The 13,607-nt window shown below is 53.0% G+C and carries 10 protein-coding genes; 4 read left to right on the plus strand and 6 right to left on the minus strand.

What is annotated here, in order from left to right; genetic code table 11:
• Position 1 precedes the first annotated feature (1 nt).
• Both rsmG and mnmG read right to left on the minus strand, forming a co-directional pair.
• Entirely contained in the window at positions 2 to 634 is a 633-nt protein-coding gene (gene rsmG / locus FH755_RS03445) for a 16S rRNA (guanine(527)-N(7))-methyltransferase RsmG (protein WP_292438691.1), read from the minus strand.
• Positions 634 to 2,517 (minus strand): tRNA uridine-5-carboxymethylaminomethyl(34) synthesis enzyme MnmG, encoded by a 1,884-nt coding sequence (mnmG, locus tag FH755_RS03450; RefSeq protein ID WP_292438693.1) that lies wholly within the window; start codon positions 2,515 to 2,517, stop codon positions 634 to 636. Before mnmG ends, rsmG begins: the two co-directional genes overlap by 1 nt.
• Positions 2,518 to 2,618: 101 nt before the next feature.
• Here mnmG and FH755_RS03455 point away from each other — a divergent pair, with 101 nt between their 5' ends.
• Positions 2,619 to 2,975: a diacylglycerol kinase gene (locus tag FH755_RS03455; RefSeq protein WP_292438695.1), complete on the plus strand. Its 357-nt coding sequence runs from the start codon at positions 2,619 to 2,621 to the stop codon at positions 2,973 to 2,975.
• Here the strand turns inward: FH755_RS03455 and lgt are convergent.
• A complete protein-coding gene (gene lgt / locus FH755_RS03460) occupies positions 2,972 to 3,745 on the minus strand; it encodes a prolipoprotein diacylglyceryl transferase (protein WP_292438698.1) in 774 nt (257 codons plus the stop codon). The two genes, FH755_RS03455 and lgt, sit on opposite strands and share 4 nt — an antisense overlap.
• Positions 3,746 to 4,042: 297 nt before the next feature.
• Here lgt and FH755_RS03465 point away from each other — a divergent pair, with 297 nt between their 5' ends.
• The 3 genes from FH755_RS03465 (at position 4,043) to FH755_RS03475 (ending at position 6,412) form a co-directional block, all read left to right on the plus strand.
• Positions 4,043 to 4,753 (plus strand): TorF family putative porin, encoded by a 711-nt coding sequence (locus FH755_RS03465; protein WP_292438700.1) that lies wholly within the window; start codon positions 4,043 to 4,045, stop codon positions 4,751 to 4,753.
• Positions 4,754 to 4,816: 63 nt separating this feature from the next.
• A complete protein-coding gene (locus tag FH755_RS03470) occupies positions 4,817 to 5,155 on the plus strand; it encodes a P-II family nitrogen regulator (RefSeq protein WP_007144177.1) in 339 nt (112 codons plus the stop codon).
• An 18-nt stretch (positions 5,156 to 5,173) separates the two neighbouring features.
• Complete coding sequence (locus tag FH755_RS03475; RefSeq protein ID WP_292438703.1) at positions 5,174 to 6,412, plus strand: ammonium transporter; 1,239 nt, start codon at positions 5,174 to 5,176, stop codon at positions 6,410 to 6,412.
• 68 nt (positions 6,413 to 6,480) lie between these two features.
• On the opposite strand, the gene hemE is transcribed toward FH755_RS03475, so the two are convergent.
• The 3 genes from hemE to gltB form a co-directional block, all read right to left on the minus strand.
• Positions 6,481 to 7,551, minus strand: coding sequence for a uroporphyrinogen decarboxylase (hemE, locus tag FH755_RS03480; protein ID WP_292438704.1), 1,071 nt, complete (start codon positions 7,549 to 7,551; stop codon positions 6,481 to 6,483).
• A gap of 105 nt (positions 7,552 to 7,656) precedes the next feature.
• Positions 7,657 to 9,063, minus strand: a complete 1,407-nt coding sequence (locus tag FH755_RS03485; protein ID WP_292438706.1) for an FAD-dependent oxidoreductase — start codon at positions 9,061 to 9,063, stop codon at positions 7,657 to 7,659.
• Between the two features lie 21 nt (positions 9,064 to 9,084).
• Positions 9,085 to 13,536 (minus strand): glutamate synthase large subunit, encoded by a 4,452-nt coding sequence (gene gltB, locus FH755_RS03490; protein ID WP_292438970.1) that lies wholly within the window; start codon positions 13,534 to 13,536, stop codon positions 9,085 to 9,087.
• Positions 13,537 to 13,607: the final 71 nt, after the last annotated feature.

Genomic DNA, 13,607 nt, shown 5'->3' on the forward strand with positions numbered 1-13,607 from the left:
CTCAACCTTCGTTTTTGATTAGTCTCACCAAATGTCGCTCGCCATCGCATTCCGGTACATTGAGCGACACCACATCCTGTAGCCGGAACTCGCTGGAATCAAACTGCAATTCTTCGCTCGGGTAGACCCCTTTCATCAGCACCAGCCGGCCATTTTGCTCACAGTGCTGACCCGCCAGTCTGATAATGTCATCGACACTGGCAAAGGCGCGAGCAGTGATAATAGCAAATTTGGGTAAAGATACCTGTTCCACGCGACCATGCACAACCGTGACATTGTCGAGGCCCAATTCGGCCTTGACCTGCTGCAGGAAGCGGGTCTTTTTGGAATTGCTGTCAAGCAGTGTAACGGCGCAGTCAGGTCGGACGATCGCTGCCGGAATCCCGGGCAGACCGCCGCCGGTGCCGACATCCAGCAGACTCGCGGCATCCAGATAAGGCAAAACTGAGAGACTATCGAGAATATGGCGGGACAGCATTTGAGCCGGGTCCCGCACCGAGGTCAGGTTATAGACCTTATTCCATTTAACCAGTAATGCCACATAATCCAGCAACTGGTCTTGTTGTTTATCCGAGAGCTCAAGTGATAGCGCTGCACAGCCCTTTTTGAGCTGCGCTCTGAGATCCAAAGCCATTAACTGGCTTCACTCAGGCCGCTGCGTTTTAAATGCACCAGCAGGAGTGAGACTGCCGCTGGTGTCACACCGGAGATACGGGCGGCCTGACCCAGATTGGCCGGACGAGCATTTTCCAGTTTTTCGCGAACCTCGTTAGACAGGCCACGAACGTTTTTATAGTCGAGTTCAAGTGGCAGGACGGTATTTTCATTGCGCTGAACCCGTTCGATTTCATTTTGCTGGCGGTTGATATAGCCGGAGTATTTGGCCTGAATCACGACCTGTTCCGCCACTTCATCGGAAACATCCTGCTCACGCTGCATCAGCTCCAGCAACGCGGCATAATCCACTTTGGGGCGACGCAACAGATCCTTGGCAGTGGTGACTTTGGTGAGTTTTTCACCCAGTACAGCTTCGACTTTGGCCTGGTCCATTTTCTCCGGCACAAACTTGTAGCTGTCGAGATGAGCATTTTCCTTATCCACTGCTTCAAGCTTGGTATTGAATACGGCCCAGCGCTCGTCATCGACAATACCCAGTTGACGACCAATCGGTGTCAGACGCATATCGGCATTGTCTTCCCGCAGCATCAGACGATATTCAGCGCGGCTGGTGAACATACGATACGGTTCGCGGGTACCGGCGGTAATCAGATCATCAATCAGAACGCCGATATAAGCTTCGTCCCGACGCGGGTACCAGCCTTCCAGACCACGTGCCTGCAGACCGGCATTGAGACCGGCGATGAGTCCCTGTGCCCCGGCTTCTTCGTAACCGGTGGTGCCGTTGATCTGACCGGCAAAATACAGGCCGTCCATATGTTTGGTTTCCAGCGTTGGCTTGAGATCACGGGGATCAAAGAAATCGTATTCAATGGCATAACCCGGACGGGTGATATGGGCGTTTTCGAGTCCCCTCATCGAGCGCACGATCTCATACTGCACATCAAACGGCAGACTGGTGGAAATGCCGTTCGGATAAACCTCGCCACACTCCAGGCCTTCCGGCTCCAGGAAAATCTGATGCGAAGCACGGTCGGCAAAACGCACCACCTTGTCTTCAATCGATGGGCAGTAACGCGGGCCAATGCCTTCTATCTCGCCGCTGTACATTGGTGAGCGATCCAGATTGTTACGGATCACCTCATGCGTCTGCTCATTGGTATGCGTGATGTAACAGGAAATCTGTGGCGGATGATGTTCACGCTTGCCCAGGAAAGAGAACACCGGGGTCGGATCATCACCGGGCTGTTCGGTCAGCTGTGAAAAATCAATGCTGCTGGTCGCAATACGCGGCGGTGTGCCGGTTTTAAGACGATCGACACGAAATGGCAAGGCGCGCAGACGCTGTGACAGCGCAATCGAAGCCGGGTCACCGGCGCGGCCACCCTGATGATTCTGCATGCCGATGTGAATCAGACCACCAAGGAAAGTGCCAACAGTCAGTACCACAGCTTTGGCTGCGAAGCGCAGGCCAACCTGGGTAACCACACCGACCACGCGATCGTTTTCAACCACCAGATCATCGACCGCCTGCTGGAAGATATAGAGATTGGGCTGGTTTTCCAGATAAGCGCGCACCGCGGCTTTGTAACGAACGCGATCCGCCTGCGCACGGGTGGCACGAACAGCCGGGCCTTTACTGGAGTTGAGGGTACGAAACTGGATGCCACCGCGATCGGCTGCCTGTGCCATGATGCCGCCCAGCGCATCGATCTCTTTGACCAGATGGCCTTTACCGATACCGCCGATGGCCGGGTTACAACTCATCTGTCCCAGGGTTTCGATATTCTGTGTTAGCAACAGCGTTTTCACACCCTGACGGGCAGAAGCCAGCGCGGCCTCGGTCCCGGCATGACCGCCGCCGACAACAATGACATCATAATGGTCCTGGTAACTCATAGCGCACCAAACAAGCTTGAAAATAAAGATGTTAATTTTAACATGCTGTTAATAATGTTTGCCTAATATTCAAACATTTAAATCATTATTTCAGGAACAACATGGAAAAGAACCGCGGTCTGAAACGTCTGTTTTTTGCACTGATTTATTCGTGGCAGGGTCTGAAATCGGCCCTGAAACATGAAGAAGCCTTCAGACAGGAATTTATCGGTTTTGTAGCGCTCACCGCCTTGAGCTTTTATCTTGATGTCACGGCGGTGGAACGTCTTTTCATGATCTGCACCCTGGTGCTGGTGATGATCGTGGAAATACTGAATTCAGCGATTGAAACCACCGTGGACCGTGTCAGTTATGACAAACACAAACTCTCAGGCCGAGCCAAGGATTACGGCTCGTTCGCCGTACTGATGTCGATTCTGGTTGCCACCGCGACCTGGCTCACCATTCTGCTGGCTTAAGCCCGGCGCTGATAAGCCCAGATCATCATCACCACACCCCCGAGAATCATCGGCAAACACAATACCTGGCCCATAGTCAGCCAGCCGAAAGCAAGATAACCGTACTGTGGGTCAGGAATGCGCACGAATTCCACAATAAAGCGGAATACACCGTAACCGAGCAAAAAAAGACCGGAGACCGCAGCTCGTGGCCGGGGTTTGGCTGAGTAAATCCAGAGGATAATAAAAAGCAACAGGCCCTCCAGCGCCGCCTGGTAAAGCTGTGACGGGTGTCGCGGCAAAGGTCCGGCGCCAGGAAAAACCATGGCCCAGGGCAGATCACTGACCCGGCCCCATAACTCACCGTTGATAAAGTTACCGATCCGACCCAGCATCAGACCAATAGGTACCATCGGTGCGATGAAATCACTGATTTCAAAAAAACCTTTGCCGGTTTTGCGGCCAAAGTACCAGAAAGCAATCAGCACACCGATAAGGCCGCCGTGGAAGGACATGCCACCCTGCCAGATTTTCAGCAGATTCAGTGGATTGTCCAGATTGGCGGCTAAATCATAAAACAAGGCATAGCCCAGCCGCCCCCCCAGGATGACACCCAAAGCGCCATAGAAAAGCAGATCTTCCAGTTGCCCTGCTTGCCAGTTATGGCGTGCTGCCCGATAGCGGCCCAGCAGCCAGACGAAAGCAAAACCCAACAGGTACATCAGACCGTACCAGTGTATCGCCAAAGGTCCCAGACTGATTGCCACCGGGTCGATCTGTGGGTAAGTCATACCAATCCCTCTGTTTAAGTGTGCGGCTATCTTAGCAACTAAAGCAGGGCAAATCTAAGACAATCAGGCCGTTTGCCGCACCAGTTTGGAACGACACCGATATGGCCTGCACCAAAATGATCCTGTAAGCTGAACCAGAATAAAGCAAATGTGGAATAGTTCACTGTTTTTCAATGGTTTACAAACTTGGCACGCTATCTGCTCAAACTGTTGCAGTCTGAATACACAGTGTTGCAAAAATTCAACGCCGGGGTTCAAACGACTAAACAATAAAATGTTAAACCGAGGAGTTAAACCATGAAACTGAGTAAGATTTCAGCACTTTGCTTTGCAGCGACTACACTGTTCGCTGCTTCATCAGCAATGGCTTGGGAAAGCGAAGACGGCCAGCACTCAACCAGTGCCAGCGTTGCGTTTTCTTCAGAGTATATCTGGCGTGGTATTTCACAAACAGACGGCGATCCCGCTATTTCAGGCAGCCTGGACTATGCTCACAGCAGCGGTTTCTATGCCGGCGTATGGGGTTCAAATGTCGATTACGGTGATGATGCCAGCGCAGAATTTGATGCCTACTTAGGTTACGGCGGTGAATTCGGTGAATCAGGTATCGGCTATGACGTCGGTTTCCTGCGCTATATGTTCCCGGGTGAAGATTACAACTTCAACGAAGTATACGGCTCATTGAGCTACAGCATCTTCACACTTGGCGTTGCTTACTCAAGCGATACGCTGGGCTCAGGTGAAGATGGTTACTACTACTCGCTGGATGCAGGTTATGACCTGCCTATGGGTCTGAGCCTGTATGGTGGTGTTGGTCTGTATGATGCTGATGAAGAAACATTCACTGACGGCATCGATGACTACTCTCACTACTGGATTGGTGTCTCCAAAGACGTAGCCGGTTTCACACTGGATCTGTCTTATCAGGACACTGAGAGTGATGCCGAAGATATCTACGGTGATCTTGCCGAAGAAACCTTCCTGTTCTCAGTTTCCAGATCATTCTAACGCTTCTCTGAAGGCCCGCTCGATGTTGAACGGGCCTTCTTTTCTACAGAAGGAAATTAGCTTATGAAACAAGTTGTAGCGATTATCAAGCCCTTCAAGCTTGATGATGTCCGGGAGTCCCTCTCCGAGATCGGTGTGCAAGGCTTGACCGTTTCAGAGGTGAAAGGTTTTGGACGTCAGAAAGGCCACACTGAACTTTATCGGGGTGCCGAGTATGTCGTTGATTTCCTGCCTAAACTGAAGCTCGAAATTGCCGTCGACGATGACATTGTCGAACAAGTGATCGAAGCCATCATCAAAGGCGCCAACACCGGCAAGATTGGTGACGGCAAGATCTTCGTTTACCCATTAGAGCAAGTGGTCCGGATTCGCACAGGCGAAACCGGTCCTGATGCCCTGTAAGCTTGAGGAGCAGATAATATGGAAAACGAAATCTTCCAACTCCAATATGCATTGGACACCTTCTACTTCCTGATTAGTGGTGCCTTTGTGATGTGGATGGCCGCCGGCTTTGCCATGCTGGAAGCCGGTCTGGTGCGGTCGAAAAACACCACTGAAATCTTAACCAAGAATGTGATGCTGTTTGCAATCGCCTGTACTGCCTATCTCGTTGTCGGTTATGACATCATGTATGGCGGTGGTCTGTTCCTGGACGGCATTGTCGGTGACGGTGTCACCGGTGCTGCTGAACCTGCTACTTATGCACCATCAGCCGACTTCTTCTTTCAGGTCGTATTCGTGGCGACAGCCATGTCTATCGTCTCCGGTGCGGTGGCTGAGCGTATGAAACTGTGGGCTTTTGCTGCTTTTGCCGTAGTAATGACTGCCTTTATCTACCCAATGGAAGGTGCCTGGACCTGGGGTGGTGAAGCTGTATTTGGCCTTTACACACTGGGTGACCTCGGCTTCTCTGACTTTGCCGGTTCCGGTATCGTTCACATGGCCGGTGCTGCTGCAGCCCTGGCAGGTGTCATTCTGCTGGGTGCACGTAAAGGCAAATATGGCCCTAACGGTGAAATTCACCCAATCCCCGGTGCCAATCTGCCAATGGCGACGCTGGGTACTTTCATCCTGTGGCTGGGTTGGTTCGGCTTCAACGGTGGTTCAGTGCTGGCGACAGCGTCTGTCGAAAGCGCCAATGCCGTTGCCGTGGTCTTCATGAACACCAATGCCGCTGCGGCAGGTGGTGTGATTGCTGCCCTGATCGTAGCCAAACTGATGTTCGGTAAAGCCGACCTGACCATGATCCTGAACGGTGCTTTGGCGGGTCTGGTGGCTATCACTGCCGGTCCTGACACCCCAACCCCGCTGATGGCGACCATCATCGGTGCCATCGGTGGTGTCATCGTGGTCTTCTCAATCGTGCTGCTGGATAAAATCAAAATTGATGATCCGGTCGGTGCGATCTCAGTCCACGGTACTGTCGGTCTGTGGGGCCTGCTGGCTGTACCGCTGACTAACGATGGTGTCAGCTTCTCCGGTCAGTTGATCGGCGCGGCGACTATCTTTGTCTGGGTGTTTGTTGCCAGCTTTATCGTCTGGTCCATCCTCAAAGTGGTCATGGGTATCCGTGTCACTGAGGAAGAAGAGTATGAAGGTGTTGATTATGTTGAATGCGGTATGGAAGCATACCCGGAATTCACCAACACAGGTAAGTAAAAAGTCACATACTCCAAGCAAAGAGGGACAGGTTTCGACCTGTCCCTCTTTTTTATGCCCGGAGGAAATTATTCTGCGTGATAAGGTGCGCTGAGTCGATGCACCGCTTCCACCAGTCTCGCCATATTCTCAGGGTCAACAGTGGGATGTATACCATGCCCGAGATTGAAGACATGGCCTGTTGTGCCTTTACCGTAGGCCGCCAGAATGGTGGCGACTTCCTGCTCCACCCGCTCCGGCGAAGCATACAGCACACAGGGATCCATATTGCCCTGCAGTGTCACCTTATCCCCGACGCGCCGGCGGGCTTCGCCGATATCGGTGGTCCAGTCGAGGCCAACACCGTTAACACCGGTTTCGGCCATCCATTCCAGCCATTGACCGCCCCCCTTGGTGAACATCGTGACCGGTACTTCACGACCTTCTGACTCACGTTGCAGACCGTTGACAATCTTCTGCATATAACTCAGGGAGAATTCACGGTACACAGCCGGGCTCAGGGTACCGCCCCAGGTATCAAACAGCATAATGGCCTGGGCACCGGCATTAATCTGGGCATTAAGATAGGCAATGACCGAGTCGGCCAGCACATTCAACAGCGCATGCATTTGATCCGGTGCATCAAACAGCATGCCTTTAACCTTGGCAAAGTCTTTACTGCCACCACCTTCAACCATGTAACAGGCCAGTGTCCAGGGGCTGCCACTGAAACCAATCAGGGGCACCTTGCCACCAATTTCGCGGCGGGTCAGGCGAATCGCGTCCATCACATAACCCAGACTGTCTTCCATATCCGGCACTGACAGATTTTTAATATCAGCAGCGGATTGAATCGTTCTGGAAAACTTCGGCCCTTCTCCAGTCACAAAATGCAGACCCAGGCCCATCGCATCAGGCACAGTCAGAATATCGGAAAAGATTATCGCCGCGTCCAGATCAAAACGGCGCAGTGGTTGCAGCGTGACTTCGCAGGCCATCTCCGGTGTCGAACACAGGGTCATGAAGTCACCGGCTTTTTTTCTGACTTCACGGTATTCGGGGAGATAGCGCCCCGCCTGTCGCATGACCCAGACCGGCGTCCGATCGACAGCTTGTTTCATGAGGGCTCGCAGATAACGATCGTTTTTCAGTTCCGCCACTTTTTCTTCCCGGGATTAAAACTACAGATACAAAAAAGGCTTGATCATACAGGATTATGATTCCTGTGATGCCAAGCCCTTAGTGTTTATAGTCTGGTATTAAGTTCAGACGTCGAGGTAATCAAGTATCCCTTCCGCTGCCTGACGACCTTCCCAGACCGCGGTAACGACCAGGTCAGAACCACGCACCATATCACCACCGGCAAAGATTTTCGGGTTGGTTGTCTGGTAGGCATGACCGCCTTCAGCCGGAGCAACGACACGACCACCATCATCAATGCTGACATTGAACTTTTCAAACCACGGTGCCGGGCTGGGACGGAAACCGAAAGCAATGACCACGGCATCCGCCGGAATCACTTCTTCACTGCCTGCCACCGGCTCAGGGCGGCGACGGCCGCGTTCATCCGGCTCACCCAGCGCAGTCGTGACGACTTTAACGCCGGTGACTTGGCCGTTTTCACCGATAATTTCTACCGGCTGACGATTCCACAGGAACTGAACACCTTCTTCGCGGGCGTTGTTTACCTCACGGCGGGAACCCGGCATGTTTTCTTCGTCACGGCGATAGGCACAGGTGACACTGGTCGCACCCTGACGAATCGCGGTACGGTTACAGTCCATCGCGGTATCACCACCACCCAGCACAACCACGTTTTTACCTTTAAGGCTGACATAGTTGTCTGACGGCAGATCCAGCAGATATTTATTGTTAGCCACCAGGTATGGCAGCGCTTCATAAACGCCATCCATCTCTTCGCCGGGGAAACCACCCTTCATATAGGTATAAGTACCCATACCCAGGAAAACCGCATCGTATTCATCAATCAGGGTCTGGAAATCGACATCTTTCCCGACTTCGGTATTGAGACGGAATTCGACGCCCATGCCTTCCAGCACTTCACGGCGGCGTTTGACTACGGCTTTTTCCAGCTTGAATTCAGGAATACCGAAAGTCAGCAGACCACCGATTTCCGGGTAGCGATCATAAACCACCGGTTGAACGCCATTACGCACCAGTACGTCAGCCGCACCCAGTCCGGCAGGGCCGGCACCGATCACCGCGACACGTTTACCCGTGGCCACCACATTGGACAGATCCGGACGCCAGCCTTTTTCCAGGGCCGTATCGGTGATGTATTTTTCTACTGAACCGATCGTGACGGCACCGAAGCCGTCATTGAGCGTACAGGCACCTTCACACAGGCGATCCTGCGGGCAGACACGGCCACAGATTTCCGGCAGGGTGTTAGTCGCATGCGACAGTTCCGCTGCTTCCTCCAGATTGCCTTCACTAACCAGTTTCAGCCAGTTAGGAATGTAGTTGTGAACCGGACATTTCCATTCACAATAGGGATTACCACATTCCAGACAGCGATCTGACTGTTCGCCAGCAGACTGATCATCAAAATCGCCGTAGATTTCACCGAACTGCTGGACGCGTACTTTGGCGTCCATTTTTTTCGGGTCAACACGACCTACATCTAAAAATTGAAACGTATTTTTTGCCATGATTTTTTCTACGCTGAGTCCTTAAGCTGCTTTCGTTGCCAGTTTCAGCAGACCGTCCATTGCAGCCGCTTTGGGTTTGACCATCCAGAACTGTTTCAGGCGTTGTTCAAACGCATCCAGAATCTGGTGGCCCCATGCACTGCCGGTTTCGCGGACATGATCTTCAATCATGCCTTTGAGGAACAGTGACAGCTCAGACATTTCAGCTGTATCGATTCTGACCAGTTCAACCAGTTCGTCGTTGTAGCGTTCAGCAAAGCTGTTATCGCTGTCGAGCACAAAGGCCAGACCGCCTGTCATACCGGCACCGAAGTTGAGGCCGGTTTCACCCAGCACAGTGATGACACCGCCGGTCATATACTCACAACCGTGGTCGCCCACACCCTCCACTACCGCTGAGGCACCGGAGTTACGGACTGCGAAACGTTCACCGGCGCGGCCGGCAGCGTAAAGTGCACCACCGGTGGCACCATAGAGGCAGGTGTTACCGATAATGCTGGCTTCATGGCTTTCGTATTCGCTTTCAGGCGAAGGATGAATCACCAGTTTGCCGTCTGCCATGCTTTTACCGACATAGTCGTTAGCATCACCTTCCAGGTACATTTCCAGACCACCGGCGTTGAATACACCAAAGCTCTGACCGGCAGAACCTTTCAGACGCAGACGAATCGGCTTGTCAGCCATACCGTAGTTGCCGTGAACGCGGGCGATTTCACCGGACAAACGGGCACCGATAGAGCGATTGACGTTACGAACTTCGTAACTGAACTCACCACCGGTTTTGTTGACGATGGCGTCCTTGATATCAGCGACCATCTGCTCGGCCAGTTCACCTTTGTCGTAAGGCTCGTTTTTCGGCTCCAGGCAGAACTTGGGTTTATCTGCAGGCACGCCGGCATCTGACAGTAACGGTGACAGATCCAGTCTCTGCTGCTTGCTGGTTTTACCCGGCAGCAGTTCCAGCAGATCGGTACGACCGATCAGGTCCTGCAGACTGGATACACCCAGTGCGGCCAGCCATTCCTGCGTTTCACGGGCAACGAACTGGAAGTAGTTCATTACCATTTGCGGCAGCCCGATAAAGTGCTGCGTACGCAGTTTTTCGTTCTGAGTAGCGACACCGGTTGCACAGTTATTCAGGTGACAAATGCGCAGGTATTTACAACCCAGTGCGACCATTGGGCCGGTACCGAAACCGAAGCTTTCCGCACCCAGAATCGCGGCTTTAACGACATCCAGACCGGTTTTCAGACCGCCATCTGTCTGCAGGCGCACTTTGTCACGCAGATCGTTGGCACGCAGGGTTTGATGGGCTTCAGACAGCCCCAGCTCCCATGGACCACCGGCATATTTGACCGAGGTCAGCGGGCTGGCACCGGTACCACCGTCATAACCGGAAATAGTAATCAGGTCGGCGTACGCCTTGGCAACACCGGCCGCGACAGTACCCACACCGGCCTGAGACACCAGCTTGACTGAAACCAGGGCCTGCGGATTAACCTGCTTCAGGTCGAAAATCAGCTGCGCCAGATCCTCAATCGAGTAAATATCATGATGCGGCGGCGGTGAAATCAGGGTCACGCCAGGCACCGAGTGGCGCAGGCTGGCAATCATCTGATTCACTTTCTTGCCTGGCAGCTGACCACCCTCGCCCGGTTTTGCACCCTGAGCGATCTTGATCTGCAATACTTCGGCATTGACCAGATAATGTGGGGTCACACCAAAACGACCAGACGCGATCTGTTTGATTTTCGAGACGCGCTCATTACCGAAACGATCCGGATCTTCACCACCTTCACCGGAGTTGGAGCGGCCACCCAGACGATTCATCGCAATGGCCAGCGCTTCGTGCGCCTCCGGTGACAAGGCACCCAGTGACATACCGGCGCTGTCAAAGCGTTGCAGAATGGCACTGACATCTTCTACCTGTTCCATCGCCAGCGGCTGATCGGCCAGCTTGACCTTCATCAGGTCACGCAGCACCATCGGCTCACGCTCATTAACCAGCGAGGCGTAGGCTTTGTAATCGTCGTAGCTACCACCCTGTACTGCTTTTTGCAGTGTGGCAATGACATCTGGATTGTAGGCGTGATACTCACCACCGTGGATGAATTTGAGCAAACCACCCTGACTGCGTTTTTTACGCTGATTCCAGGCCAGTTTTGCCAGTTTCTCATCATCTGCCTGCAGCTCGCTGAAGCCGGTACCGCTGATACGGCTGGTAGTCGACGTAAAGCATTTGTTGACGACATCGTCGTGCAGACCAACGATTTCAAACAGTTGGGCACCACGGTAACTGGCAATAGTCGAGATCCCCATTTTCGAGGTGATCTTGAACAGGCCTTTGTTGATGCCTTTACGATAACGGCGGCACAGCTCGGCACGTTCAATGTCTCTGATTTCGCCGGTGTGAATCATGTCATTGAGGCAGGCATAAGCAAGGTAAGGGTAAATACCCGTTGCACCATAGCCCAGCAGCACACCAAAGTGATGTGAGTCACGCGCTGTTGCCGTTTCCACGATCAGGTTGGCATCGCAACGCAGACCAGCCTTGATCAGGCGGTGATGCACCGCACCTGTCGCCAGCAGCGCATGAATCGGCAGTTTGTCTTTCTCAATATCCCGGTCGGACAGTACGATTACCACGGTACCGTCGGCAACCGCTTTTTCTGCTTTATCACACAATGCATCGACAGCGGCTTCCAACCCGATAGCCGGATCGTAGTTCAGTGACAGCGTGACGGATTCATATTCCGAATTGTGTTCACCCATTGCCAGTAACTGACGGAACTGGCTCTCAGACAGCACCGGTGAATCGACGACAACGCGCTGTGCATGATCTTCGCCTTCCTCGAACATGTTGCGCTCTTCACCAAAACAGGTTTCCAGCGACATGACGATGTTTTCACGCAGCGGATCAATTGGCGGGTTCGTCACCTGCGCAAACTGCTGGCGGAAATAGTCGTAAAGTGAACGAACATGAGTCGACATCACCGGAAACGGCGTGTCATCACCCATGGAACCGACCGCTTCCTGACCGGCTTCACCCAGCACGCGGATGACCTGATCGCGCTCTTCAAAGGTGATATTGAACAGTTTTTCGTAGATCTCGTATTCATTACCTTCAATGGTCGGACCGGTTTCATCATCCTCAGCATCTTTCAGCCGTTGCAGATTGTTGTCCAGCCACTGACGGTATGGTTGTGCGGATTTCAGTTTGTTGTCGATATCTTCCGGCATCAGCAGTTCACCGGTGTGGGTATCGACAGCCAGCATCTGACCTGGTTTCAGACGACCTTTGGCAACAACGTCCTGTGGCTGATAAGCCCAGACGCCGACTTCAGAGGCCAGGGTGATATGACGGTCTTTAGTGATGATATAACGCGCCGGACGCAGACCGTTGCGGTCCAGGGTACAGGCGGCATAACGACCGTCAGTCATAACGACGCCGGCAGGTCCATCCCACGGCTCCATGTGCATGGAATTGTAGTCGTAGAAAGCACGCAGATCTTCATCAATGGTCGGATCATTCTGCCAGGCTGGTGGAATCACCAGGCGCATCGCACGAAACAGGCTGACGCCGCCGGCGAGCAGGGCTTCCAGCATATTATCCATGCTGGATGAATCCGAACCGGTAGTACCGACCAGCGGACGGATTTCTTCCATATCTTCAATCAGCGGGGTAGCGAATTTAGCCCCCCTTGCCAGCGCCCAGTTGCGGTTACCCTGGACCGTGTTGATTTCACCATTGTGGGCCAGCATGCGGAACGGCTGAGCCAGACGCCATTGCGGCATGGTGTTGGTTGAAAAACGCTGATGGAAAATAACAATCGAAGTCTCCATGCGCTTATCGTTCAGGTCTTTGTAGAAGACCGGCAGATAAGAAGGCATGACCAGACCTTTGTAGGAAATCACGTGGGAAGACAGACTGGAAACATAGAAGTCTTCGTCACCGGTAATGGCTTTTTCTGCCAGGCGACGGGCGATATAGAGCTGACGTTCAAAGTCGGCTTCCGTCATGCCCTCAGCGGCATTGACAAAAACCTGACGCATCACCGGCAGGGATTCCATTGCCTGTTGTCCACAAGCGGATTCCGGATCGACAGGTACATCACGCCAGCCGAGCACTTCCAGCCCTTTGGCGGCCAGTTTCTCATCTACGATGTTCTGTGCAGACTGCGCTTTGGATTCATCATGGGACAGGAATACCATACCCACGGCATACAAAGAGGCCAGCTTAAAGCCCTGTTCGTGGGCAATTGCCTGGAAGAAGCTGTCTGGTTTTTTCAGCAACAGACCACAACCATCACCGGTTTTGCCGTCGGCACCAATCGCGCCGCGGTGGGTCAGATTACCCAAGGCTTCAATCGCTGTTTCCACCAGCCAGTGGCTGGCCTTGTCATCCATTTGGGCGATTAAGCCGAAACCACAGTTGTCCTTTTCAAATTGCGGTCTGTAGAGACCTTGATTCATTTCTGTTGGCTGACTCACGTCACATACCTTCTCTTAGTTTAGCGCCGTCACTGCTCCCCCGGCGGAAGTCC

Origin of the sequence: Methylophaga sp., from assembly GCF_009711715.1 — a bacterium.
Lineage (GTDB): Bacteria > Pseudomonadota > Gammaproteobacteria > Nitrosococcales > Methylophagaceae > Methylophaga.